This is a genomic window from Pseudonocardia sp. ICBG1142 (genome assembly GCF_020496255.1).
Classification (GTDB): Bacteria; Actinomycetota; Actinomycetes; order Mycobacteriales; family Pseudonocardiaceae; genus Pseudonocardia.
The window spans coordinates 607,727-630,840 of the sequence record NZ_JAHLJC010000004.1 but is presented as its reverse complement, the minus strand read 5'-3'; the positions used below and the strand labels follow the sequence as shown (position 1 = coordinate 630,840).

General features: G+C 73.1%; 25 protein-coding genes. 15 read left to right on the top strand and 10 right to left on the bottom strand.

Going from position 1 to position 23,114, the window contains the following annotated elements:
• Positions 1-5: 5 nt before the first annotated feature.
• Both KPL59_RS05410 and ybaK read right to left on the bottom strand, forming a co-directional pair.
• On the bottom strand, positions 6-551 hold the full coding sequence (locus KPL59_RS05410; RefSeq protein ID WP_255676274.1) for an SAM-dependent methyltransferase: 546 nt from the start codon (positions 549-551) through the stop codon (positions 6-8).
• A 146-nt stretch (positions 552-697) separates the two neighbouring features.
• On the bottom strand, positions 698-1,174 hold the full coding sequence (gene ybaK / locus KPL59_RS05405; RefSeq protein WP_020623039.1) for a Cys-tRNA(Pro) deacylase: 477 nt from the start codon (positions 1,172-1,174) through the stop codon (positions 698-700).
• A 308-nt stretch (positions 1,175-1,482) separates the two neighbouring features.
• Between ybaK and KPL59_RS05400 the strand changes: the two genes are divergently transcribed.
• Entirely contained in the window at positions 1,483-2,139 is a 657-nt protein-coding gene (locus KPL59_RS05400; protein ID WP_226360111.1) for a sigma-70 family RNA polymerase sigma factor, read from the top strand.
• Positions 2,140-2,180: 41 nt separating this feature from the next.
• Complete coding sequence (gene rsrA / locus KPL59_RS05395) at positions 2,181-2,519, top strand: mycothiol system anti-sigma-R factor (protein ID WP_043277336.1); 339 nt, start codon at positions 2,181-2,183, stop codon at positions 2,517-2,519.
• A 68-nt stretch (positions 2,520-2,587) separates the two neighbouring features.
• Here the strand turns inward: rsrA and KPL59_RS37410 are convergent, their stop codons facing one another.
• Positions 2,588-2,662, bottom strand: coding sequence for a 50S ribosomal protein bL37 (locus tag KPL59_RS37410; RefSeq protein ID WP_369804880.1), 75 nt, complete (start codon positions 2,660-2,662; stop codon positions 2,588-2,590).
• A 92-nt stretch (positions 2,663-2,754) separates the two neighbouring features.
• Here KPL59_RS37410 and KPL59_RS05390 point away from each other — a divergent pair, with 92 nt between their 5' ends.
• The gene (locus tag KPL59_RS05390; RefSeq protein ID WP_226360110.1) at positions 2,755-4,269 is read left to right on the top strand and encodes a sensor histidine kinase; all 1,515 of its coding nucleotides are present in this window, start codon (positions 2,755-2,757) and stop codon (positions 4,267-4,269) included.
• A 384-nt stretch (positions 4,270-4,653) separates the two neighbouring features.
• On the opposite strand, the gene KPL59_RS05385 is transcribed toward KPL59_RS05390, so the two are convergent.
• Both KPL59_RS05385 and KPL59_RS05380 read right to left on the bottom strand, forming a co-directional pair.
• Positions 4,654-4,905, bottom strand: coding sequence for a WhiB family transcriptional regulator (locus tag KPL59_RS05385; protein ID WP_043277332.1), 252 nt, complete (start codon positions 4,903-4,905; stop codon positions 4,654-4,656).
• Positions 4,906-5,379: 474 nt separating this feature from the next.
• The gene (locus tag KPL59_RS05380) at positions 5,380-6,330 is read right to left on the bottom strand and encodes a diacylglycerol kinase family protein (RefSeq protein WP_149663003.1); all 951 of its coding nucleotides are present in this window, start codon (positions 6,328-6,330) and stop codon (positions 5,380-5,382) included.
• 83 nt (positions 6,331-6,413) lie between these two features.
• On the opposite strand from KPL59_RS05380, the gene KPL59_RS05375 reads away from it, so the two are divergent.
• Positions 6,414-6,842: a hypothetical protein gene (locus KPL59_RS05375; RefSeq protein WP_060710703.1), complete on the top strand. Its 429-nt coding sequence runs from the start codon at positions 6,414-6,416 to the stop codon at positions 6,840-6,842.
• Here the strand turns inward: KPL59_RS05375 and KPL59_RS05370 are convergent.
• Both KPL59_RS05370 and KPL59_RS05365 read right to left on the bottom strand, forming a co-directional pair.
• Positions 6,839-7,324, bottom strand: coding sequence for an N-acetyltransferase family protein (locus KPL59_RS05370; protein ID WP_374111594.1), 486 nt, complete (start codon positions 7,322-7,324; stop codon positions 6,839-6,841). The two genes, KPL59_RS05375 and KPL59_RS05370, sit on opposite strands and share 4 nt — an antisense overlap.
• Positions 7,321-7,941, bottom strand: coding sequence for a histidine phosphatase family protein (locus tag KPL59_RS05365; RefSeq protein WP_226353281.1), 621 nt, complete (start codon positions 7,939-7,941; stop codon positions 7,321-7,323). Before KPL59_RS05365 ends, KPL59_RS05370 begins: the two co-directional genes overlap by 4 nt.
• A gap of 161 nt (positions 7,942-8,102) precedes the next feature.
• Between KPL59_RS05365 and KPL59_RS05360 the strand changes: the two genes are divergently transcribed.
• The 3 genes from KPL59_RS05360 to KPL59_RS05350 all read left to right on the top strand — a co-directional run bounded on the left by KPL59_RS05360 (position 8,103) and on the right by KPL59_RS05350 (position 13,731).
• A complete protein-coding gene (locus tag KPL59_RS05360; RefSeq protein ID WP_226360109.1) occupies positions 8,103-9,107 on the top strand; it encodes a serine protease in 1,005 nt (334 codons plus the stop codon).
• Between the two features lie 283 nt (positions 9,108-9,390).
• Entirely contained in the window at positions 9,391-10,560 is a 1,170-nt protein-coding gene (locus KPL59_RS05355; RefSeq protein ID WP_226360108.1) for an NADP-dependent malic enzyme, read from the top strand.
• Between the two features lie 315 nt (positions 10,561-10,875).
• Positions 10,876-13,731, top strand: a complete 2,856-nt coding sequence (locus KPL59_RS05350) for a bifunctional diguanylate cyclase/phosphodiesterase (RefSeq protein ID WP_226360107.1) — start codon at positions 10,876-10,878, stop codon at positions 13,729-13,731.
• Here KPL59_RS05350 and KPL59_RS05345 read toward each other — a convergent pair.
• On the bottom strand, positions 13,703-14,944 hold the full coding sequence (locus KPL59_RS05345; RefSeq protein WP_226360106.1) for an acyl-CoA dehydrogenase family protein: 1,242 nt from the start codon (positions 14,942-14,944) through the stop codon (positions 13,703-13,705). The two genes, KPL59_RS05350 and KPL59_RS05345, sit on opposite strands and share 29 nt — an antisense overlap.
• A gap of 59 nt (positions 14,945-15,003) precedes the next feature.
• A complete protein-coding gene (locus KPL59_RS05340; RefSeq protein WP_226360105.1) occupies positions 15,004-15,783 on the bottom strand; it encodes an LLM class F420-dependent oxidoreductase in 780 nt (259 codons plus the stop codon).
• 153 nt (positions 15,784-15,936) lie between these two features.
• Between KPL59_RS05340 and KPL59_RS05335 the strand changes: the two genes are divergently transcribed.
• The 7 genes from KPL59_RS05335 (at position 15,937) to KPL59_RS05305 (ending at position 21,217) form a co-directional block, all read left to right on the top strand.
• Entirely contained in the window at positions 15,937-17,019 is a 1,083-nt protein-coding gene (locus KPL59_RS05335; RefSeq protein WP_020623166.1) for an ABC transporter ATP-binding protein, read from the top strand.
• Between the two features lie 7 nt (positions 17,020-17,026).
• A complete protein-coding gene (locus KPL59_RS05330) occupies positions 17,027-17,680 on the top strand; it encodes an ABC transporter permease (RefSeq protein ID WP_020623165.1) in 654 nt (217 codons plus the stop codon).
• A complete protein-coding gene (locus KPL59_RS05325) occupies positions 17,677-18,396 on the top strand; it encodes an ABC transporter permease (RefSeq protein ID WP_149665968.1) in 720 nt (239 codons plus the stop codon). The genes KPL59_RS05330 and KPL59_RS05325 overlap by 4 nt, the downstream gene beginning before the upstream one ends.
• 32 nt (positions 18,397-18,428) lie before the next feature.
• Positions 18,429-19,364, top strand: a complete 936-nt coding sequence (locus KPL59_RS05320; RefSeq protein WP_226360104.1) for an ABC transporter substrate-binding protein — start codon at positions 18,429-18,431, stop codon at positions 19,362-19,364.
• A gap of 140 nt (positions 19,365-19,504) precedes the next feature.
• Positions 19,505-19,978 (top strand): hypothetical protein, encoded by a 474-nt coding sequence (locus tag KPL59_RS05315; RefSeq protein ID WP_226360103.1) that lies wholly within the window; start codon positions 19,505-19,507, stop codon positions 19,976-19,978.
• On the top strand, positions 19,975-20,382 hold the full coding sequence (locus KPL59_RS05310; protein WP_226360102.1) for a hypothetical protein: 408 nt from the start codon (positions 19,975-19,977) through the stop codon (positions 20,380-20,382). The genes KPL59_RS05315 and KPL59_RS05310 overlap by 4 nt, the downstream gene beginning before the upstream one ends.
• A gap of 49 nt (positions 20,383-20,431) precedes the next feature.
• Positions 20,432-21,217 carry an MOSC N-terminal beta barrel domain-containing protein gene (locus tag KPL59_RS05305; protein ID WP_226360101.1) on the top strand — a complete coding sequence of 262 codons (786 nt, stop codon included), beginning with the start codon at positions 20,432-20,434 and terminating at the stop codon, positions 21,215-21,217.
• 6 nt (positions 21,218-21,223) lie between these two features.
• Here KPL59_RS05305 and KPL59_RS05300 read toward each other — a convergent pair whose 3' ends face one another.
• Entirely contained in the window at positions 21,224-22,582 is a 1,359-nt protein-coding gene (locus tag KPL59_RS05300; protein WP_226360100.1) for an Nramp family divalent metal transporter, read from the bottom strand.
• Between the two features lie 260 nt (positions 22,583-22,842).
• On the opposite strand from KPL59_RS05300, the gene KPL59_RS05295 reads away from it, so the two are divergent.
• Entirely contained in the window at positions 22,843-23,103 is a 261-nt protein-coding gene (locus KPL59_RS05295; protein WP_020623160.1) for a hypothetical protein, read from the top strand.
• Positions 23,104-23,114 lie beyond the last annotated feature (11 nt).

Genomic DNA, 23,114 nt, shown 5'->3' with positions numbered 1-23,114 from the left:
CCTCGTCACTCGCGTGGCTGACGACCACAGTGGCTGCCGGGGACGGTCGCGGCGGCGTATGCGGCGATGATCCCGGCCGGGTCGGCCTCGTCCGGGACGAAGTGCAGCACCGAGACGAGCAGCACCGCCACCGGCTGCGTCAGGTCGAGGTGGCTGCGGGTCAGGGGGTCGTCGAGGACCCGTCGCGGGTCGGTCAGGTCGGCGGCGAGGACGGCCGTCGACGGGTCGTCATCGAGCAGCGCACGGCTGTGCGCGACGGCGATCGGGTCGTTGTCGACGTAGAGCACCCGGGCGTCGTCGCAGGCGGTCGCCGCGACCTCGTGCACGTTGCCGACGGTCGGGATGCCCGAGCCGAGGTCGAGGAACTGGCGGATCCCCTGCGCGCACAGGTGGTGCACGGCCCGGCGCAGGAACGCCCGGTTGGCCTGCGCGACGGCCGCCATCTCGGGCAGCGCGTCGAGCACCCGGTCGGCGAAGGCACGGTCGACCTCGAAGTTGTGCGACCCGCCCAGGTAGTAGTCGTAGACCCGGGCGACGCTCGGGCTGGTCATGTCCACCTCGTCGGGCGCCCATTCCGGTCGGTCCACGCGTGCTCCCCGTTGCTCGTCTCGACGGTGCCGACGGCGGTCCGGGGCCGTCGGTGGCCGACCCTACTGGCGTGGAGCCCGGATCGGACCCGTCCGTGTGACCCCTGCGGTCAGCCGGTCGCGATCGGTGCGACGACGGCGCCGGTGAGTGCCACCAGGTCCGCCGGGGCGAGCTCGATCTCCAGGCCGCGCCTGCCCCCGGAGCAGAACACCGTCGGGTGCTCCTGCGCGGAGACGTCCAGGACCGTCGGCAACCGCCGACGCTGGCCCAGCGGGGAGATGCCGCCCGCGACGTAGCCGGTGGTCCGCTCGGCGTCGGCGACGTCGGCCATGACGGCCTTCTTCCCGCCCGCGGCGGCGGCCAGCGCCTTGAGGTCCAGCTGGGCCGACACCGGCACGATCCCGACGGTCATGGTCCCGTCGACGAGTGCGACGAGGGTCTTGAACACCCGTCGCGGGTCCTGCCCCATGACGGCGGCGGCCTCCTCGCCGTAGCCCGCGCCGTCGTGGTGGGTGTAGGTGTGCAGCTCGTGCGCCACCCCACGCTTGCTCAGCAGTGCCGTCGCCGGGGTGCCCCTGCCCGCCATCGTCGGTGTCCTCCCGTCCTCGTCCCGGGGTCCCGACCCGGGGGTGACGGAGAACCTACGGGAATGCGATCCGGCGCCGCACCGTTGTTGCGGGGGTGACGACATCAGTGATGGAGAGGCCCGGGGCCGCGCCGCCGGACGGCCGCGAGCGGCCGGGGTGCGTACCCTCCGACGCGTCCGTCGTGCCGGTGACCCGCACCGGCGCGCGACTCGTGTCACTGGAGAGGGAACCTTTGTCAGTACAGCCGGATGAGCCGGACCAGCCGGAGACGGGTGCGGCAGGGACCGATCCCGCGGAGCTCGCCGCCATGGTCGGTGTGGCCGACGAGGACGGCAACCGCGCGCCCGAGGACGAGAGCGTCTCCGACCGCACGGCCCGCTTCGAGCGCGACGCGATGCCGCTGCTCGACCAGCTCTACGGTGCGGCGCTGCGCATGACCCGGAACCCGGCCGACGCCGAGGACCTGGTGCAGGAGACGTTCCTGAAGGCGTACTCGGCGTTCGGGTCGTTCCGCCGCGGCACCAACCTCAAGGCGTGGCTGTACCGGATCCTGACCAACACCTACATCAACGGGTACCGGAAGCGGCAGCGTCAGCCCCTGCAGTCGCCGACCGACGACGAGATCACCGACTACCAGCTGGCCCAGGCCGGTGAGCACAGCTCGACCGGTCTGCGCTCGGCCGAGGTGGAGGCGCTCGACGCGCTGCCCGACAGCGACGTCAAGGAGGCCCTGCAGGGCCTGCCGGAGGACTTCCGCATGGCGGTCTACCTCGCCGACGTCGAGGGGTTCGCCTACAAGGAGATCGCCGAGATCATGGGCACCCCGATCGGCACCGTGATGTCGCGGCTGCACCGCGGCCGGCGCCAGCTGCGGGACATGCTGACCGACGTCGCCCGTGAGCGCGGCTTCGTCCGCGACGGGGGCGCCGGCGCGACCGGGGACCGGGAGGTGACGGCATCGTGAGCGCCGCCGAGGGCTCGGGCGCACCGCTCGAGCGCAACCCCATGATCCAGGACCCGCCCGCGAACACCGGGTGCAGCGAGGTGCTGGCGGAGGTGTGGCTGTTCCTCGACCACGAGTGCGACCAGGAGCGGCGACGCCTGCTCCAGCAGCACCTGGACGAGTGCGGGCCCTGCCTGGCCGAGTACGGCATCGACGAGAAGCTGAAGGCGCTGCTGGCCCGCAAGTGCGGCGGTGAGGCGGCCCCGGCCGGGCTCAAGGACCGGCTGCGGTCCCAGATCCGCTCCGCGGTGCTCGAGCAGGCCCAGGTGACCGTGGAGAGCGGCCCGGAGGGCACCAGCGTCTCCGTGTCGCACCAGCGCACCGAGTACCGCAGCGGCTGACCGGCCACACGCGAGAGGGCGGGCACTCCCATCGGGGTGCCCGCCCTCTCGCGTCGGTGTCGCCGAGCTCAGCAGTTCGGCTTCTTGCCGTGGTTGGCGCCCTTCTTGGCACGGTCACGGCGCTTGCGTGCACGCTTGGACATCTCGACCCTCCTTCCCGTCCGGGTCACGGTTCCGCGGTGGTGCCGCGGGAGCTTGGTAGGGGCGATTCTCGCATGTGATGGGATGGGCGATCGTGACCACGCTGAGCGAGCTGCTCGCCGAGCACACGACGATGGACGGCGAGACCGCCGATCACCTCCAGCGCGTGGTCGGTGAGTGGCAGTTGTTGGCCGACATGTCCTTCGCCGACTTCCTGCTGTGGGTGCCGCTGGACGACCTCCACGCGGGGACCGGCGGTGCCTCCCGGGCGGCGACCGCGCAGTTCCTGTGCGTCGCCCAGGCCCGGCCCACCACCGCGCCGACCGCCCACCCGGACGACGTCGTCGGACGCCGGGCGGTGCCGGTGGAGGTCGGCCAGCTGCGCCGGGCGGTGCTGGAGGGCCGGATCTGCCGCGACGACGACCCGCGCTGGCACCTGGAGGTGCCGGTGCGGCGGGAGACCATCCCGGTGCGGTTCAAGGGCCGCACGGTGGCGGTGCTGTCCCGCGACACCAACCTGTCCACCCCGCGCGTCCCGAGCCCGCTGGAGATCGCCTACCTCGGCAGCGCCTCGGACCTGTGCCAGATGATCGTGGACGGGACGTTCCCGCCGCAGTCGGGTCCGCCCGGCTCGGCCGAGGGCAGCCCGCGTGCGGGGGACGGCCTGGTCCGCCTCGACGTGCACGGCAACGTGGCCTACGCCAGCCCGAACGCGCTGTCGGCGTACCACCGCATGGGCCACGCCAGCGACGTCGCCGGGGCCGACCTCGCGACGGTCACCAAGGCGCTGGTGCTGGACCCGTTCGACGCGAAGGACGTCGCGGGCCGGATCAACGAGGCACTCGACGGCGTCCCGTCCACCCGGATGGAGATCAAGGGCCGTCGGGCGACGATGCTCGTGCGCGCACTGCCGCTGCGCCCCCGCGGCGACGCGGCGGGCGCGCTGGTGCTGGTCCGGGACGTGACCGACCTGCGCCGCCGGGACGCGGCGTTGATGAGCAAGGACGCCACCATCCGCGAGATCCACCACCGGGTGAAGAACAACCTGCAGACGGTCGCGGCGCTGCTGCGGATGCAGGCCCGGCGCAGCGAGCACCCGGAGGCCGGTCGCGCGCTGGAGGAGTCGGTCCGCCGGGTCACCTCCATCGCGCACGTGCACGAGGCCCTGGCCTACTCCGTCGCCGAGGTCGTCGAGCTCGACGAGCTGCTGCCGAAGGTGCTGCCCGCCATCCGCGACGGCGCGACGACCGAGTCCCGTGCCCGGGTACGCGTCGACCCCGGTTTCGGGGCGCTGCCCGCGGCGAAGGCGACCCCGCTGGTGCTGGTCCTGGCCGAGCTGACGCACAACGCGCTGGCGCACGCCTACGACCCCGGTACGGCGGGGGAGGTGGTCGTCAGCCCGGTGCGCTCGGCGAGCCGGCTGGAGGTGTCGGTGGCCGACGACGGCCACGGGATGCCGGCCGACTTGGACTTCGAGAAGTCCAAGGGGCTGGGGCTGCAGATCGTGCGGACCCTGCTGACCTCCGAGCTGGAGGCGACGATCGAGGTGCGGGCCCGGGAGGGCGGCGGCACGGTGGCCGTGGTCCGGGTACCGCTCGGCGGCTCCTGAGGACAGGGGATGGGAGGGCGGCGGGGCAACGGTTCCGCCGCCCGTCGTCCCCGGGCGGTCGCTGCGGTGCGGCGGACGACCGATCCCGGTCACTCCCGGTGACCCGGGGCGTGGGAGAGGGCCCGGAGGGCACCGGATACGCTCGTCCCGTGACCGTTGATCCCGGTGCCGTGGTCGCGCCGGTACCGTGGTCGACCGTCACACCGGGGTGGCAGATCACCCCGAACGCACCTCGGGCCCGTGGCCGGTGGCGTCCGGCTACGGGCCCGAGGTCGGGGAGCTACTTCTTCTACTTCTCGGAGCTACTGCCCGAGGCGCGCGAAGCGACTGTTCCCGGGACAGCTGTTCTTGCCGTGGTCCGGGCGAGTGCCCGGAGGCGGCTGCCTACGCGGTGCGAGCGCGCGGACGGGTGCTGCGCCGTTTCAGGGCGCGCCGCTCGTCCTCGCTCATGCCGCCCCAGACACCCGCGTCCTGGCCGGACTCGAGGGCCCACTGCAGGCACGACTCGGTGACCGGGCAACGCCGGCACACGCTCTTGGCCTCCGCGATCTGCATCAGGGCGGGGCCGCTGGTGCCGACCGGGAAGAACAGCTCCGGGTCCTCGTCGCGGCAGATCGCGTCGTGACGCCAGTCCATGATCACTTTCTCCTCTGGTGCGCGATCGGGGTCGCGCCGATCGTCTGTGCGCTGATGTTACGTGCATGTTTCGCAGCTTGTGATACTTTCACGAGCCACCACGGTCCTCAATGGGGAACTGCTCGCGGGATACGTGAGCGCCCTCATAGGGAACGCACGCAGACAGACCTGTGCCCGGGACTTCGAGCCGCCCTGGGCCGGTTCCACGATCCAGTGTCCCTGTCCCACGCGGAATCGGCCACCCGAAAACGGTGTCGACCCGGACACCCTCTGAGTGAGGGGCCCGGCCCGGTGGGACGGAACCTCCACGAGCGGCGCTGCTCGTGGCCTCGCTTGCGTAGGACCACCTTGGATCACGGGTTTGGCCTGGTGTAAGCCCCAACGGGACCGACGGTCCGCTCACATCGGTGAATGGCGGGGTAGCTCACTCCAGCGTGTGAGAGCGCCCGCACGATGAGCGACGAACCGTCCGTCTCACACGACGACGCGTAACGCTCCGGGCACGCTCAGGAATTCCACGTCGGTGCGCATTCCGAGGTGGTCGCCGTCGAGCTGGAGCGCGAGGGGCTGTTCCGAAGTGATCCGCACCCGGCCGACCGCGTCGTGCCGGACGATGTGCCGCCCGTGAGGGTCGCCGTCGGCGGCCAGGATCTGGCGCAGGGTCGAGGCGATCGTCCGCGGGCTCAGCCCGGTGAGGGCGAACAGCCCCAGCCCGCTGCCGAACGACGAGCGGGGGTTGGTCCGCACCGCGCGGCCGGACAGGAAGGTCCACGGGTCGGTGTTGGAGACGAACGCCAGCCGCACCCCGGTCAGCGGCGCCGCGTCGGGCAGCTCCACCGTCATCGACGGCGGCCGGCGCAGCTGCGCGAGGTACTGGGCGATCGCGGTCAGCGCGTAGCGGCCGGGGCTGGCCTCGTGGCCCTGCGCGCGGGCGCGCTCCACCGCGGCCACGACCTCGGCGTCCCAGCCCATGCCGGCGTTGAAGGTGAACCAGCGGTCGTCGGCCCAGCCCAGGCCGACCAGCCGTCGTCGTCGCCGGGCCAGCGCGGTGAGCACGTGCCCGGTCGCCTCGACCGGGTCGCGCGGCATGTCCAGGGCGCGGGCGAAGACGTTCGCCGAGCCGCCGGGGACCACTGCGAGCATCGCCGTGGCGTCCGGGTCCGGCCGCGGGGCGCCGCTGCCCGAGCCGGTCTGCGCGGCCAGGAGCCCGTTGACGACCTCGTTGACCGTGCCGTCGCCCCCGAGCGCCACGACGAGCTCGACGCCGTCCGCCACGGCCGCCGCGGTCGCCTCGGCCGCGTGGCCCCGGTAGCGGGTCTGCAGGACGTCGAGCTTCAGCTCGCTGGCCAGGGCCTTGGTCAGCACGTCCCGGCCGGCGGCGGTGGTGGACGTGGCCTGAGGGTTGACCACGAGCAGCGCGCGCACGGGCCGACTGTATCGACCGCGCACCGGGCGGTCCGTCGGCCGCCCGGCGGTGGCCGTCACGCCGGGCGGCCTATCCTCGCGAGGTGGCCGATGACCGTGACGCCCGCCCCGCGACGCGGGAGCGACCGCCGGAGAACGTGCGGGTGGCGGGGGTGCTCGTCGCGGCGCAGGGGCTCGTCGGCGCCGTCCTCGCGGTCGTGCTCGGCGTGCGCGCCCTGGAGGCCGGTGGCGCACGCCTCTACTACGGGCTCGCCGAGGCCGGGATCTTCGTGCTCATGGCGGCCGCCGTGGCCGGTGTCGGCTACGGGCTGGTCCGCGGGGTGCACGGCTGCCGCACGCCGGCGATCGTCGTGCAACTCCTGTTGTTCCCGGTCATCTACTACGCGCTGGGCCCCAGCCGGCAGCTGGTGTGGGGCATCGTCTGCGGCCTGTTCGTGCTGTTCACGTTCCTGATGCTGATCAGCGAGCAGTCCCGCCGCTGGTCGATGGGCGACGAGTACCCCGAGGACTAGCGCCCGGCCCGCCCGGCCAGCGCGACGAGTGGGTCGCCGGTGAGCCGGTAGGTGGTCCATCCCTCGTTCGGCACCGCGCCGACGGAGCGGTAGAAGCCGATGGCCGGGGTGTTCCAGTCCAGCACGTTCCACTCCAGGCGCTTCCAGCCGCGCCGGGCCACCTCGGCGGCCAGCTCGGCGAGCAGGGCCGCGCCGTGCCCGCCGCCGCGGGCGGCGGGGGTCACGTAGAGGTCCTCCAGGTGGATCCCGGCGACGCCCTCCCAGGTGGAGAAGGTCCGGAACCAGATGGCCGTGCCGACGACCGCGCCGTCGGCGCCGGTGGCGACCAGGGCCCCGGCCGACGGGTCGGGGCCGAACAGCGCGGCGTGCAGCTGCTCCTCGGTCAGCCCGCACTCGTCCGCGGCCTTCTCGTAGTCGGCCAGCTCGTGCACGAGCCGGACCATCACCGGCACGTCGTCGGGGGTGGCCGTCCGGACGCTCACTGGTCCTCCGCGGGGGTGGGGCGCTGGTTGACGTGGTCGAGGCGGGGGACCCCGCGCTCGAACCCCAGCACGCTGACCCCGGCCGGGTCCATGCGGAAGTGCACCCCGCCACTCGCGGGCAACCCGATCCAGCGCGCCGTCAGCACCCGCGAGAAGTGGCCGTGCCCCACGAGCACGACGTCGCCGTCGCCGAGCAGGGCGCGTGCGTCGGCGAGCACGGCGTCGGCGCGGGCCGCGACGTCGTCGGGGGTCTCACCGCCGGGCCACGGCCCGTCCCAGATCGTCCAGCCCGGCAGGGACTCGCGGATCTGCGGCGTGGTCCGGCCCTCGTTGTCGCCGTAGTCCCACTCGACGAGCCGGTCGTCGACCGCGTCCACCCGCAGCCCGGCCAGCTCGGCGGTGTCCCGCGCGCGCGAGCGCGGGGAACAGAGGACCCGGGCGGGCGGGGCGTCGTGGCGGACCAGGGCCAGCGCGGTGCGCACCCGGCGGGCGGCGACCCGGCCCTGGTCGGTCAGCGGGACGTCGGTGCGGCCGGTGTGCTTCCCGGTGCGCGACCACTCGGTCTCGCCGTGGCGCAGCAGGAGGATCCGTCCCTCGGGATCGGCGTCGGTGCTCACGTGCGGCGACGCTAGTCGCGGACGCTGCGGGACGCTCGCGGTGATCACGTCACCCGGTCGGGTCGGATCGCTCCCCGACCGGGGAGTCCGCCGGGCGCGCCGTACCCGCAGGGTGGCCGGTTCGGCTGAGATCCGTGGCGGACCACGAGCCGAGGAGCGTCATGTCGTCGCAGTTCTCCCACCGCCCCGCGCGGCGGCGCATCGCCGGGATCGCCGCCGCGGCCGGCCTCGCGGTCGCCGTCGCGCTGACCGCGCCCGCCGCCGCGGGCACCGCGGTGGCCGCGCCGTCCGCCCCGGCGGTGCAGGCGGGCGCGATCGGCCCCGGCGTGCAGATCGCCACCCCGGTCACCGGCGGGGCCGAGCTGTGCACCGCCAACTTCCTCTACACCCCGGCCGCCGCGCAGGACGGACACCGGGACGGGGCCGACGGCGCCGAGCACCAGGCAGCGCCCGCCGGGGCGCTCTACCTGGGCGCGGCCGCGCACTGCATGGCGGGCGAGGACGCGATGTCCTCGGTGGACGGCTGCAGCGAGCCGGTCATGCCGGAGGGCATCGAGGTCGGCATCCGCGGCCGCGACGGCAGGAACTACACCGGACGGGTCGCCTACAACTCCTGGGCGGTCATGCAGGACCGCGGGGAGAGCGACCCGCAGCTGTGCCTCTACAACGACCTGTCGCTGATCCGCCTCGACCCGGCGGCCGTCGCCGTCGCCGACCCCACGGTCCCCGGCTTCGGCGGCCCGACCGGGCTCGACACCGACGGCACCGAACAGGGGGAGAAGGTCTACAGCTACCAGCCCAACCAGCTCGTGGCGACGCCGTACAAGCAGGGGCTGAGCCTCGGGCAGCCGGAGGGGCCGCGCACCCACGTCGTCTCCACCACGCCGCCGGGGGTCCCGGGCGACTCGGGCTCGGGCTACCTCGACGCGCGCGGCCGTGCGTTCGGGCTGCTGTCGAGCCTGATGCTGCCGACCAACACCAACGGGGTCACCGACATCGCCCGCGCGCTGGCCTACGCCGAGCGCTACGGCGTCGTCGGCGCGCTGGAGGTCGTCCCCGGGCGGGTCCCGTTCACCCCGGGCGTGCTGCCGCTGACCGAGCTGCCCACCGGCCCGTCGCTGCCCGCGCTGCCGCTGCCCGACCTCACCCCGGCCCCGCTGCGCTGACCTGCTGCGCCGACCCGGTGCACCGCCGGGGACCGGCGCCGGACGCCCGTCGGTGTGCGGGTGGCCACTCCGGACGTGCCGGGTGGCCGGTTCCCGGCGCGCGCCCGGTTAGACTCGCCGCCAGATCCGACAGCTCGTCCCGGCGCGGCGCCCCTATCCCGGCGTGGCGGGCGGGATGGCCGTCCGGCACCGCGAGCAGGTCGACGTCAACCCGCGACGCCCGGTGCGACGGCAGGCGCGTCCGTGCGCCGCTCTCGTACCGCACCACCCGTGGAGTTCTCCCATGACGCTCGCCCAGGACCCGACCACGCGCTCCGCCCCCGACCGGCACGAGGTGTTCGGCGCGCACGAGGGCGGCAAGCTCGCCACCGGCCTGACCGCGCCGCTGGCCGACGAGCGCGACCTGTCCATCGCCTACACCCCCGGCGTCGCCGACGTCTGCCGCGCCATCGCCGACGACGCCTCGCTGGCCGCCCGCTACACCTGGGCGCACCGGCTGGTCGCCGTCGTCAGCGACGGCACCGCGGTGCTCGGCCTCGGTGACATCGGGCCGCGCGCGTCGCTGCCGGTGATGGAGGGCAAGTCGGCGCTGTTCAAGTCCTTCGCCGGGCTCGACTCGATCCCGCTGGTCCTCGACACCACCGACGTCGACGAGATCGTGGAGACCCTGGTGCGGCTGCGACCGACCTTCGGTGCGGTCAACCTCGAGGACGTCGCCGCGCCGCGCTGCTTCGAGCTGGAGCGGCGCCTGGTCGAGGCGCTGGACTGCCCGGTCATGCACGACGACCAGCACGGCACCGCCGTGGTGCTGCTCGCCGCCGTCGACGGCGCCTGCCGGGTGCAGGACCGCTCGCTGTCGGACCTGCGCATCGTGATCTCGGGGGCCGGTGCTGCCGGCATCGCCTGCGCCCGCATCCTGCTGACCGCGGGCGCCTCGGACGTCGTCCTGCTGGACTCGCGCGGGGTCGTCGACGCCGGACGTGGCGGGGAGAAGGCCGCCCTGGCCGCCGTCACCAACCCGCGCGGGGTCACCGGCGGGGTCGCCGAGGCACTGGCCGGTGCGGACGTGTTCGTCGGGCTCTCCAGCGCCACGCTGCCCGAGGAGCTGCTGGCCACGATGGCCCCGGAGGGCATGGTCTTCGCGCTGTCCAACCCCGATCCCGAGGTGCACCCGGAGGTCGCGGCCCGGCACGCCGCGATCGTCGCGACCGGCCGCAGCGACTTCCCGAACCAGATCAACAACGTGCTGGCCTTCCCGGGGATCTTCCGCGGTGCCCTCGACGCGCACGCCCGCCGCATCACCGACGACATGAAGATCGCGGCCGCGCGGGCCATCGCCGACGTCGTGGCCGACGAGCTGTCCCCGCAGAAGATCGTGCCGGGCCCGTTCGACCCGCGGGTGGCCCCGGCCGTCGCCGCGGCGGTGGCCCGCGCCGCGGCGACGCCCGTCTGACCGCCGGCCGTCGGGCGTCCATAACCCCGGTTACGAAACGTGTGCAATCGGGGTCTGCGCCGAACGGCACGGTGCGCTGTGAGCGGTCGACCACGCACGGTCGGATCGGTTGCCACCGCTCGCCGAGCGCGCCACACCCTTCACCCTCCGACGACTACCTGTCACCACCCGTGAGTGACGGGCGGAGCAGCGGCATTGGGCCGAACGGCCTCATCACTCGCTGTATCGGGTGGCTCGATCGGTCTACCCGCCCGGATCGCCCGGCACGGTGGCTCGTTGTTCCCGACGGAGCTGCCGAACGGAACGGAGGCGGGCGTGTCGGAGCAGGAGTCGCGGGCGGGACACCGTCCGGGTGCATCGGTCGGAGAACCGGCCGGTGGACGCGCGGAGCAGGCACCGGGTGTCCGCCGGGACCGGGATCGTGACCCCGGCCTGGCCGGTGACCTCGCCCGGGCCTTCGCCGGTCCCGGCGGCACCCCGGCGGGTCGCACCCGGCCCGGTCCCGACGACGAGCAGCTCCTCGCCCCGGCGGAGGCCCTGAACGCCGCGGCCGCGCCGGACGCCGAGATCTCCGGCGCGGGCTTCGGGGAGCCGCCGTTCGGCATGGCCCGGCGGCTCCCCGGTGCACCGCGCCCGCCCGGTGCGGCCCCGTCGGACACCGCCGCGGGTCCCGGTCCGGGGACCGCCGGGTCCACGGGCACCGACGGCGCCGACCACTCCGCGGTGCAGCTCCCGCCCTCGCCCGCGCTGGTCTGCGACGCCGGGGGCGTCGTCGTCCACACCAACGCCGCGCTCCGTCGCCTCGCCGGCTCCGCCGACCCGACAGGCATGCGGCTCCCGCAGCTGCTCGTCGGCCCGGACTCCGACGCCCGCCTGGTCCGCGCCGACCGCCGGCTGGCCCGGGTCAAGGTCGTCCGCTGGAACCAGCCCGGCGACCGCACCGTCGTGCTGCTCACCCCGTTCCCCGACGCCGCGCCCGCGCCGTCGGACGAGGCACCCGCGCTCGACCTCGAGCGCGCCACCCGCTCCGGCACCTGGACCTTCGACCTGCAGGCCGGGACGCTGACCCGCAGCGAGGGGCTCGTCGAGCTCTACCGCGCGCTGGGCGTGCGCCCCGACGGCCCGGACGGCCCCATCGAGGGCGAGCAGGTCGAGCGGGTCTGCCGGATGCTGCGCCGCGGCCCGGAGGCCGCGCCGGAGCCCACCACCGCGCACAGTTCCGAGATCCGCCCCGAGGGCGGCGCGGTGCTGTCGTGCCGCACCCGGATCGACCGCACGCCCGGCGGCGCACCGCTGCGCCTGATCGGGACCGTGCAGGACGTCTCCGACCGGCGCCGCGCCGAGTCCCGCGCGCAGCGTTCCGGGCAGCGGTTCGCCGACCTCGTCGCCGCGATCACCACCGGCGTCGCGATGCTCGACGGGCGTGGCCGGATCGTCGACGCCAACCCGGCGCTGTGCCAGCTGCTCGACGCCGATCTGGAGACCCTGCGCGGGGTCCCGGCACGCAGCCTGTCCGCCGAGCCCGGGTCCGACCGGCGCGGGGGGCTGCCGGACTGGCTGCGCGACCCGTCGCACCCCGAGCCGACCTACCGGATCGAGTCGCTGCCGCTGCTGCGGGCCGACGGCACCAGGGTCGACTGCGAGGTCGTGGTCAACGCCGCCCCCTCCGACGACGGCCGCCCGTTCTGGCTGCTCGTCGTCACCGACGTGGGGGAGCGCCGCCGCGCCGCCGACGTGCTGCGCGAGGCCGACACCGTCGACCCGCTGACCCGGCTGCCCAACCGGGCCGGGCTGCTGGAGCTCGCCGACCGGCTGCTGGCCGGTCCGGACGCCGACCGGGTCGCCGTCGTCTGCGGTGACGTCGACGACTTCTCCCGCGTCAACACCGGCCTCGGCCACGACGCCGGTGACCTGCTGCTCATCGAGCTGGCGGGGCGGCTGCAGCGCGAGCTGCCGTACCACTGCACGGCCGGGCGGCTGTCGGCCGACGAGTTCGCGGTGGTCTGCGCCGACGTCGACGAGGTCGGCGGACCGCAGGCGCTCGCCGCCGTCGTCGCCGAGCTGCTGCGTGGGGAGGTCACCGTGGCCGGGAGGCCGATCACGCTGACCGCCTCGGTCGGCGTCGCCGGGCGGGATGCCGCGCTGACCGGCCCGCACGCCGACGCCCGCGGCCCCCGCGGCGACGACCTGCTGCGCTCGGCCGAGGTCGCGGTGCGCGAGGCCAAGCAGCGCGGACGCGGCACGGTCGCCGTCGCCGACCGCGGCGCCGTCGCGCCGGCGCGCCGCCAGCTGGAGCTGGAGGCCGAGCTGCGCGCCGCGATCGAGGGCGACGCGCTGCGCCTGGAGTACCAGCCGGTCGTCGCGCCGGACGGCACCGTGCTGTCCGCCGAGTCGCTGCTGCGCTGGTCGCACCCGGTGCACGGCGAGGTCTCGCCCGGTGAGTTCCTGCCGGTCGCCCAGCGCGGCGGCCTGCAGCGCGAGCTGGACCTGTGGGTGCTGCGCTCCGCGGTCACCGAGGCCGCGACCTGGCCCCGGACCGGTCAGGCCGTCGCCGTCGCGGTGAACCTGGCCGGGCTGCTGCCCGCCGACCCGTCGTTCCTGGCCGACGTCACCGCGATCGTGGAGGGTGCCGGGCTGCCGTGGAACCAGCTGGTGCTCGAGCTCGTCGAGACCAGCCTGGTCGCGCTGCCGCGCCCCGCGCTGGACGCGATGAGCGAGCTCGTGCACCGCGGTGTCCGCTTCGCCGTCGACGACTTCGGCACCGGCTACTCGTCGCTGGCCCGGCTCAAGGAGCTCCCGGCGCAGACGGTCAAGGTCGACCGGGCCTTCGTCACCGGGGTCGGCACCGACCCGGCCGACTTCGCGCTCGCCCGCGCCGTCGTCGAGGTCGCCCGCGCGATGGGCCGCAAGACCGTCGCCGAGGGCGTCGAGACCGCCGAGCAGTTCCACGTGCTGCGCGGGCTCGGTGTGGACGCGTTCCAGGGCTGGCTGTTCGCCCGCTCGCTGCGCCCCGCCGACCTGCACCGCGTGCTGCGCGGCGGCGGCCTGCCGACCCCGGCGACGAGTAGCCACCCCGCCCGAGGGGACCCCGGACCTCTGGTGAGCCGGTCGCGCCCGCCCACCGCGGGCGCGACCGCCGTTGTCACCGCACGAACGCGCTCTGCCCGGTGATCGCCTTCCCGACGATCAGCGTGTTCATCTCCCGGGTGCCCTCGAAGGAGAACATCGCCTCGGCGTCGGCGAAGTACTTCGCGATCCGGTTCTCCAGCACCACCCCGTTGCCGCCGACGAGCTGGCGGCCCATCGCCACGGTCTCGCGCATCCGGGTCGCGCAGAACTCCTTCACCAGCGACGAGTGCGCGTCCGAGCCCCGGCCCTGGTCGAGCAGCTGGGCGTTGCGCACCGCCATGCCCAGTGAGGCGCTCACGTTGCCGAGCATCCGCACCAGCAGGTCCTGCATCAGCTGGAACCCGCCGATCGGTCGGCCGAACTGCTCGCGCTGCGCGGCGTAGGACAGCGCCAGCTCGTAGGCGGCCATCTGCACCCCGACCGCACCCCAGGCGGCGTTGGCCCGGGTGCGCTGCAGGACCAGCCCGGCGTCGCGGAACGTGCCCGAGCCGCCGGAGAGCCGGTGCGACTCCGGCACCCGGACCTGGTCGAGCAGGATGTCGGCGTTCTGCACGATCCGCAGCGACTGCTTGCCCTCGATCTTCGTGATCGTCATGCCCTCGGACGGCGACGGCACGACGAAGCCGCGCACCGCGCCGTCGGCGTCCGGGTCGGTGTCCCGGGCCCACACGATGATCAGGTCGGCGAAGGTGGCGTTGCCGATCCAGCGCTTCTCGCCGTCGAGGACCCACTCCGCGTCGGGCCCGGACCCGTCCCGGGTGGCGGTGGTCTCCATGCCACCGGCCACGTCGGACCCGCCGTGCGGCTCGGTCAGCCCGAACGCGCCGATGGAGTCCATCCGGGCCATCGCGGGCAGCCAGCGCCGGCGCTGCTCGGGGGTGCCACCGGCGTGGATCGAGCCCATCGCGAGGCCGGTGTGGACCCCGTAGAAGCTGTTGACCGATGGGTCGACCCGCGAGATCTCCGCATGTAGGAACCCGAGGAACAGCCGCGACGCAGGAGGGTCGGCATAACCGGCCCCCGCCAGGTCCAGCCCGGCGAAGCCCTTCACCAGCTGCATCGGGAACTCGGCACGGTCCCACGCGTCCAGCACGACCGGGGCGACCTCGGCCCGCAGGAATTCCCGCACCCGGCGCAGGTCGGCGCGCTCGGCGTCGGTGAGCAGGTCGGCGTAGTGGAACCAGTCCGCGACGTGCGGGTGGTCCGGGTCGAGGTCCAGCTCGGGACGCGGCAGACGCGTGGGCTCCTTCGGCATGGCCCCACTGTTGCGCCGCGGCGCACCGGCCGCACGGCAGGACGGGCCGGCCCGGGCGCCTATCGGAGCGCGCGCAGCAGCGCGGCACCGGATCCGGGGTCCCCGACCGGGCTGAGCACGACGTGGTCGGCGCCCGCGGCCCGGTGCTCGGCCATCCGCGCGACGATGTCGTCGCGGTCGCCGCGGGCGGCGACGGCGTCGAGCAGCCGGTCGGCGCGGGTGTCGATCTCGGCGTCGGTGAACCCCATCCCGCGGGCGGCGGCGCGGTAGCCGGGCACGTCGAGGAGGAACCCGGCCAGCTCGCGCAGCCCCGTCCGGTCGGTCCCGAGCACGGTCGGCAGCATCACCGCGAGCAGCCGGCCCGTACCGAGCGCCGCCCGCGCCCGGGCGGTGTGCTCCGGGGTGACCAGCAGCGTCACCGCCCCGGCGCAGCGGGTACGGGCGAGGTCGAGCTTGCGTGGTCCGAGCGCGGCCAGCAGCCGCTGCGACGCGGGCAGCCCGAGTGCGTCGAGCTCGTCGAGGTGACGGTGCAGTGCGTCCAGTGCCCCCGGCTGCTGGGGCGCCCCCAACCCGGTGAGGTAGCGCCCGGGATGACGGCGGCCCGCGTCGGCGTGCACCGCGGCGACGGTCGACGCCGGGTACACCCCGGTCGGGACGATGCCGGGCACCACGACGGCGTCCCGGGTGCCGTCGAGCAGCGCGGTCAGCCGCTCGAGCCGGTCGATCGCGCCCCCGGCGAGCCACAGGGTGCGGGCTCCGGCGTCCTCCAGGGCCGCGGCATCGGCGGGAGCGGGTCCGGTGGCGATGCCGAGCGGGCCCAGGGCGGTGGTCGGGGTCATGTCCGCAGCGTCGGTGCTGAACCGGGCTGCAGGTCAAGCGCGGCGGGGTGTCGTGACCTGCGGCCGACCGCTCGCCCGTCGCGCACGACCGGGTTAGTGTGCTGCGACCAAGCGGGGAGCAGGGGTCCCGCGCGACGGCAGGGGGAACCGCCGATGATCGAGTTCCGGGGCGTCACGAAGCGCTTCCCGGACGGGACGGTCGCGGTCGACGAGCTCGACCTCGTGGCCGAGCAGGGGCGGATCACGGTCTTCGTGGGCCCGTCCGGCTGCGGCAAGACGACCTCCCTCCGCATGATCAACAGGATGATCGAGCCGACCTCGGGCGAGCTGCGCGTCGACGGGCGCGACGTGCTGTCCGCCGACCCCGCCGAGCTGCGCCGGGGCATCGGCTACGTCATCCAGCAGGCCGGGTTGTTTCCGCACCGCACCATCGTCGACAACATCGCGACCGTGCCGATGCTCGTCGGGAGCAGCAAGAAGGCCGCGCGGGACCGGGCGATGGAGCTGATGGAGATCGTCGGCCTGGACACCGCGATGGCCAGGCGCTACCCGGCGCAGCTGTCCGGCGGCCAGCAGCAGCGGGTCGGCGTGGCCCGTGCGCTCGCCGCCGACCCGCCCGTGCTGCTGATGGACGAGCCGTTCTCCGCGGTGGACCCGATCGTCCGGGAGAGCCTGCAGGAGGAGCTGCTGCGCCTGCAGTCCGAGCTCGGCAAGACCATCGTGTTCGTCACCCACGACATCGACGAGGCCATCAAGCTCGGCGACAAGGTCGCGGTGTTCCGGGTCGGCGGCAGACTGGCCCAGTACGACGAGCCGGGCGTGCTGCTGTCCCGCCCGGTCGACGGCTTCGTCGACAACTTCGTCGGCCGCGACCGCGGATACCGGGGCCTGGGCTTCCTGTCCTCGGACACCATCCCGCTCGGGTCGCTGCCGATGCTCTCGGTCGGCGATCCCCTCCCCGACGACGGCTGGGCGGTCGTCGTCGACGAGTCCGCCCGGCCGCTGGGCTGGGTCGAGGCCGGTGCGGGACGGGTGACCGAGGAGGCCATCGTCCCGGGCGGGTCGCTCTACGCCGTCGAGTCCGGCTCGCTGCGCGGCGCGCTCGACGCGGCGCTGTCCTCACCGTCCGGGCAGGGGGTCGCCGTCGATGCCGACGGCCGCGTCGCCGGCTCGGTCACCGCCGACTCGGTGCTCGAGGCCCTGCCCGCGGCCCGCGACTCGCACAACGCCGCCTGAGGCCGCCGTGACCTGGGTGTTCGCCAACCTCGACTCCGTGCTCGACGCGCTCGCCGAGCACGTCGTGTACGCCCTGATCCCGGTGCTGCTCGGGCTGCTGTTCGCGATCCCGCTGGGCTGGGTCGCCAACCGCAACGGCACCCTGCGCACCGTCATGACCAACGCCGCCGGGCTGCTCTACACGGTGCCGTCGCTGGCGCTGTTCGTGTTCATGCCGCCGCTGCTCGGCACCCAGATCCTCGACCCGGTCAACGTGGTCGTCGCGCTGACGGTCTACACCGTCGCGCTGCTCGTACGGACGGTGTCCGACGCGCTGTCCGCGGTGCCCGGCAACGTCGTCGACGCCGCGAACGCGATGGGCTACACGCCGCTGCGCCGCTTCGTCGGCGTCGAGCTGCCGCTGGCCGTGCCGGTGATCGTGGCCGGGCTGCGGGTCGCCGCGGTGTCCACGATCAGCCTGGTCACCGTCGGTGCGGTGATCGGCTTCGGTGGGCTCGGCCTGCTGTTCACCGAGGGCTTCAACCGCAGCAACGACGCCCAGATCGTCGCGGGCATCGTGCTCGTGCTGCTCCTGGCCCTCGTCGTCGACTCGGCCCTGCTGCTCGCCGGCAGGCTGCTCACCCCCTGGCAGCGGGCCCGGACCGGGAAGGCGGGGACATGACCTACTTCGGCTGGCTGTTCGACGGCGCGAACTGGACGGGGCCGACCGGCATCCTCGCCCGGCTCGCCGAGCACCTCGGCTACACCGCCCTGACCCTGCTGGTCGCGGTCGTGATCGCGGTGCCGCTGGGCGCCTGGATCGGGCACACCGGGCGCGGCGGGTTCGTCGTCGTCGGGCTGGCCAACGGCCTGCGCGCGCTGCCGACCCTCGGCCTGCTCGTGCTGCTGGCGACGCTCACCGGGCTCTCCCTGGTCGGCCCGATCATCACCCTCATCGTGCTGGCGGTGCCGGCGGTGCTGGCCGGCACCTACGCCGGCATCCGCAACGTCGACCCGGCGGTGGTCGACGCCGCCACCGGGATGGGCATGCGCGGGTCCGAGGTGCTCTGGAAGGTCGAGCTCCCCAACGCGCTGCCGTTGATCATCGGCGGGCTGCGCAGCGCCACCCTGCAGGTCATCGCCACCGCGACGATCGCCGCCTACGTGTCCCTCGGCGGGCTCGGCCGGTTCATCATCGACGGCCTCGGCCAGCGCGACTTCGGCATGATGATCGGCGGCTCGATCCTGGTCGCGGTGCTCGCGATCCTCGCCGACCTGATCCTGGGCGGGCTGCAGAAGCTGATCGTGTCACCCGGCCTGCAGGCCACCGGCCGGACCGCGCCGCGCCGGCTGCGCGCGGTGCCCACCCGCCCCGAACCCGTCCGCGAAGCGGCTTGAACCACCCCGCACGTCCCGAGAGGACACCCACCATGAGACGCACCCGCCTCCTGACCGCCGTCGCCGCGACGGTGACCGCCGCGTTCGCGCTGACCGCCTGCGGCGGGGGCTCCGACCCCCTCGCCGGGGGCGGGCAGTCCGGCAGCGGTGACCAGAACACCGTCGTCGTCGGCGCCGCGAACTTCACCGAGAGCCAGATCCTGTCCTCGGTGTTCGCCCAGGCGCTGCAGGCCAAGGGCGTCACCGTCGAGACCCGGCCGCCGATCGGGTCCCGCGAGGCCTACGTGCCCGCGCTCAAGGACGGCTCCATCGACCTCATCCCGGACTACAGCGGCACGCTGCTGCAGTACCTGGACAAGAGCGCTGCGCAGACCCAGCCGGACGAGGTCTACACCGCGCTGCAGTCCACCCTGAACACCGCGGCGCCGACGCTGACCGTCCTGAACCGGGCCGAGGCCGAGAACAAGGACGCCGTCGTCGTCACCCGGGAGACCGCACAGCGGCTGAACGCGACCTCCATCGCCGACATCGCGCCGCGCTGCGGTGAGCTCGTGTTCGGCGGCCCGCCGGAGTTCCAGACCCGGCCCGACGGCATCCCCGGCCTCCAGAAGACCTACAACTGCTCGTTCAAGTCCTACCGCTCGCTCGATGCCGGCGGGACTTTGACGGTCACGGCGCTCAAGAACGGCGACGTCCAGGCCGCCGACCTGTTCACCACTGATCCGGCGATCACGGCGAACGATTTTGTGGTACTTGACGATCCAAAGAGCAACTTCGCCGCGCAGAATGTGGTCCCGTTGATCAATAAGGCAAAGGTGACTCCGCAGGTAGCTGATGCGCTGAACGCTGTGACGGCGAAATTGACAACGCAGGAGCTGATCGGAATGGGGACGGCCGCGGGCGCTTCCAATAAACCGTCGGTGGAGTCTGTCGCCCGAGAGTGGCTCAAGCGACAGGGCCTCGTCTGATTGAGCTTCTTGTTGCGGGAGTGACGACACGGTACTACTGATCACTCTTTCGGGGGAAAACTGATTCCTTCGACTTGCCTCGAGTGGTAAGGTAGTTTGGTATTCAGTCCAAAGCTATTGGGGGGGCAATGAGTCGTTTGATGAGATTCTTCATCGCATTCGCGGTGGTGGTAATGTCGGTTGTTGGTGCCCCCTTGGTCCTTGCGCCCGCGGCTGAGGCGGCGCCGTGGGGAGCTTGCGGCACGAGCACTCCAGAATCCAAGCTGGTGCGGCAGTTTGCAGTGAACGCCCGCAGTAATTACTATCTTCGATGCGGAAATGCCAACGTGGGCTACCGGCACATCGCGGCCAGACATAGGCTGGATTTCGAGAGGCTTGCTGCCGGGACGTACATGAACTGGCGAGATGTCGCAGATCTTGCGATGGAGTCGATCGCGAGGGATCCTGATGTTGCCCGTCCCGCGGGAGACGGGAAGGGCTGCTTGAATAGGGTGATCTTCCTGAAGAATATTCGCACCAATCAGGTTGTTCGTCAGCAGAATATCAGAATGTTCGTGGTCCTCTCCACTGGAGATATTATAACGGCTTACCCTGACGTGAGGAACTGTCCATGATGACGGACGGGTTCAGTGCTGCGGTGGTTGCGGGTCTAGAATCTGACGGATTCGAGGTGGAGTCGGGCGGTGAGCTGGGAGTTCTGAGCGTTAAAGGCCGAGACGGTAATGCGTATCGTCAGCCTGTGCAGCTCGTTGTCCACGAGTCGGACGTCTCCGAGTACTGCAATGATATGGTGCGCGACGACTCATATCCCTCCTCGATTGAGGAGGCATCGGGCTTGGCGGCGCTGCACATTCAGGAGGAGCTGGGTGTAGGCCACCTTGGAGATCGCAATATGGTGCGTCGGCTCGGCTTTCGCCGGATCGGTAGTACTGTTGAGCTGTTCGTCGATTCTGAGCGCTTGGATGCCGAATCGAATCAGTCTTCAAGCGTCAACACGTGGGTGACGGAACGTCCATGAGTGGACTGGGGCAGAGGCAGACTGTTGGCCCCACTTAAGTGGGGTACGGGTGAATGTCATCAGTCTGCACCGCTACCCCGTGAAGTCGATGCTGGGGGAGGATCTCGCCGCCCTGGAGCTCGACGGGCACGGCGTCGTCGGCGACCGGGCACTCGCCCTGACCGACCCGGACACCGGACGGGTCGCGACGGCCAAACAGCCCCGGTACTGGCGACGCCTGCTGACGTGCACCTCCGCGGGTGTCGGCGACGACGTGCGGGTCACCCTGCCCGACGGCCGCACCGTCGACGCCGGGCAGGCCGCCGGGCCGCTCGCGGAGCTGCTCGGGCGGCCGGTCGTCGTCGCACAGCAGCGGGCCGACGGTGCCGTCGCCGAGCGCCCGGACCCGGAGGACGTACTGGTCCACGGCCTGGACGCCGAGGTCGACGCGCCGATCCTGGAGATCGCCCAGGGCGCTCCCGGCGGGCGGTTCGTCGACCACTCGCCGGTGCACCTGATCACCACCGCGACGCTGGACGCGCTCGGGGTCGAGGCGCTGCGCTACCGGCCCAACGTGGTCGTCGCGACGCCGCCGGGCACCGAGCCGTTCGTGGAGAACGACTGGTTGGGGCGCCGGCTCACCCTGGGCGACGTCGTACTGGTCCCGACGCTGCGCTGTTCCGTGCCGACGCTGGAGCACGGCGACCTGCCCCGCGCCCCGCACGCCCTGCGCGGCCCGGCCGAGGCCAACCGTGTCGAGGTCGAGGGCTTCGGGGTGCTGCCGTGCGCGGGTCTCTACGCCCGCGTCGAGCACACCGGCACGCTGCGCGTCGGCGACCGCGTCGAGGTGACCTGACCCCGGTCAGGTCAGGCGGCCGTAGACGTCGGTGACGAGCAGGACCGCGAACAGCAGCGACGAGATCCCCAGGATCGCGTTGGACAGCCACCGCGAGCGCGCCTCGCGGGCCACCATCGTCGTGTTCAGCAGCAGGAGCAGCGTGACCGCCAGGAACGGCATGAAGAACGAGCCCAGCACGCCGTAGACCAGCGTCAGCGCGAACGGCCGCCCGATGAGCAGCAGCGCCATCGGCGGGAACGTCAGCCACAGCAGGTACCCGCGGAAGGGCAGCGAGCGCTCGGCGCGGGCCGCCTCGTAGGCCCCCGGCCGCCCGGGGCCGTCGCCGCGCTCGGCGGTCGCCTCCTCGCCGGGCACGACGGCGTTGACCTCGTCCGGCCCGATCGCGGCTTTCTTCCCGTGCGGGAGCCGGATCGCCCGCACCCAGTCGGTGAACAGCAGCGACACGCCGTTCCAGACGCCGAGCAGTGAGGTGAAGGTGACCGACAGGAAGCCGACAAGGAACAGGATCCGCACCGGCTCGCCGTAGAGGGCCCCGAGCCGGTCGGCGAGGGTGAGCAGGCCACTGTCGGACTCGGTGAGGTTCTCCCCGAGCAGGATCGTCGACCCGACGACGAGCATCGAGACGACGAAGATGCCGGTCATGATGTAGCCGGTCGCGTTGTCGAGCCGCATCATCGACAGCCACTTCGGGCCCTTCCAGCCCTTCGCGAACAGCCAGTAGCCGTAGGCGGCCATGGTGATCGTGCCGCCGACGCCGCCGATCAGCCCGAGCACGTAGACCGTGGACCCCTCCGGCAGCCGCGGCACCAGGCCGTTCAGCAGCGCGGGGACGTCCGGGCCGACCAGGATCGCGACGAACACGACCGTCGCGAACTTGATCAGCACGAGCACCGTCATGAACTTCTCGAAGGCGTGGTAGCGCTGCACCCACACCAGCACCAGCCCGACGACGCCCGCGCTCGCCGCCCACCCGCCGACCGGCAGTCCGCCGAACAGCGCGTTGAGGGGCAGACCGACCGCCGACATCGCGGTGGCGCCGTAGACGAAGCCCCACACCACGATGTAGACGCCGAAGAAGCCGGTGGCCCAGTAGCCCAGCCGCCGCCAGCCGTCGAGCATGGTGGCACCGGAGCCGAGGTGCCAGCGGCCGACGGCCTCGCCGAGCGCGAGCTTGACCAGCGTCCCGACGACGGCGGCCCACAGCAGCACCGTCCCGAACGACGCTCCCGCCACCATCGTCGCGACGAGGTCGCCCGCACCGACGCCGGTCGCCGCGGCGAGCAGCCCCGGCCCGATCGAGCGGATCTTCCGTGCACCGGTGGGAGGTTCCAGGAAGTCCGTCTGCGGAGCGGGGGAGGCCATCGTCACAGTCTCCGATCACGGCGTCGTGGGTGGTGTGCCGTGCACGCTAGGCGAGCGCGCCGGGCGGTTCCAGCGCGGGAGGGTCACGAACGGACGAACCGGACCCCCCGAACGCGGGCCGGGGTGGGGTAGCCGGCGCACCCGGCGTTGCAGCGGCCACAGGTGCGGCGCACCATGAACGGGTACCGGGACCGGCCGATAGATTGGCCGCGGCGTCGGCCGGGTCACGGTCGTCGCACGCGCACGCACGGAGGGTGGGCATGGCGAACATCGACGAGATCCGGGCCGGGATCGGGCGGGCCAACCAGCAGGCCACCGAGAGCCTCGGCGCACTGCGGCACGCCCGCCAGGCCATCGAGGAGGCCGGCGCCGCGTTCTCGCAGAACATCTACGGCACCGCCCAGAACGACGCCGACGACGCCCGCGCCCGCTTCGCCGCCGCGTCGGAGAAGATCGACGAGGTCGAGCAGGCCCTGCACATCGCCATGCAGTCCGCCGACGACGTCGCCTCGCGGCTCTGACCGCGCCCGCC

What these genes read in the sequence shown, in the direction of transcription:
- KPL59_RS05410 (WP_255676274.1), bottom strand. Translation starts at nt 551, where the DNA reads ATGACCAGCCCGAGCGTCGCCCGGGTCTACGACTACTACCTGGGCGGG.
- ybaK (WP_020623039.1), bottom strand. Translation starts at nt 1,174, where the DNA reads ATGGCGGGCAGGGGCACCCCGGCGACGGCACTGCTGAGCAAGCGTGGG.
- KPL59_RS05400 (WP_226360111.1), top strand. Translation starts at nt 1,483, where the DNA reads ATGGTCGGTGTGGCCGACGAGGACGGCAACCGCGCGCCCGAGGACGAG.
- rsrA (WP_043277336.1), top strand. Translation starts at nt 2,181, where the DNA reads ATGATCCAGGACCCGCCCGCGAACACCGGGTGCAGCGAGGTGCTGGCG.
- KPL59_RS05385 (WP_043277332.1), bottom strand. Translation starts at nt 4,905, where the DNA reads ATGGACTGGCGTCACGACGCGATCTGCCGCGACGAGGACCCGGAGCTG.
- KPL59_RS05360 (WP_226360109.1), top strand. Translation starts at nt 8,103, where the DNA reads ATGTCGTCGCAGTTCTCCCACCGCCCCGCGCGGCGGCGCATCGCCGGG.
- KPL59_RS05355 (WP_226360108.1), top strand. Translation starts at nt 9,391, where the DNA reads ATGACGCTCGCCCAGGACCCGACCACGCGCTCCGCCCCCGACCGGCAC.
- KPL59_RS05345 (WP_226360106.1), bottom strand. Translation starts at nt 14,944, where the DNA reads ATGCCGAAGGAGCCCACGCGTCTGCCGCGTCCCGAGCTGGACCTCGAC.
- KPL59_RS05340 (WP_226360105.1), bottom strand. Translation starts at nt 15,783, where the DNA reads ATGACCCCGACCACCGCCCTGGGCCCGCTCGGCATCGCCACCGGACCC.
- KPL59_RS05335 (WP_020623166.1), top strand. Translation starts at nt 15,937, where the DNA reads ATGATCGAGTTCCGGGGCGTCACGAAGCGCTTCCCGGACGGGACGGTC.
- KPL59_RS05325 (WP_149665968.1), top strand. Translation starts at nt 17,677, where the DNA reads ATGACCTACTTCGGCTGGCTGTTCGACGGCGCGAACTGGACGGGGCCG.
- KPL59_RS05320 (WP_226360104.1), top strand. Translation starts at nt 18,429, where the DNA reads ATGAGACGCACCCGCCTCCTGACCGCCGTCGCCGCGACGGTGACCGCC.
- KPL59_RS05315 (WP_226360103.1), top strand. Translation starts at nt 19,505, where the DNA reads ATGAGATTCTTCATCGCATTCGCGGTGGTGGTAATGTCGGTTGTTGGT.
- KPL59_RS05310 (WP_226360102.1), top strand. Translation starts at nt 19,975, where the DNA reads ATGATGACGGACGGGTTCAGTGCTGCGGTGGTTGCGGGTCTAGAATCT.
- KPL59_RS05300 (WP_226360100.1), bottom strand. Translation starts at nt 22,582, where the DNA reads ATGGCCTCCCCCGCTCCGCAGACGGACTTCCTGGAACCTCCCACCGGT.
- KPL59_RS05295 (WP_020623160.1), top strand. Translation starts at nt 22,843, where the DNA reads ATGGCGAACATCGACGAGATCCGGGCCGGGATCGGGCGGGCCAACCAG.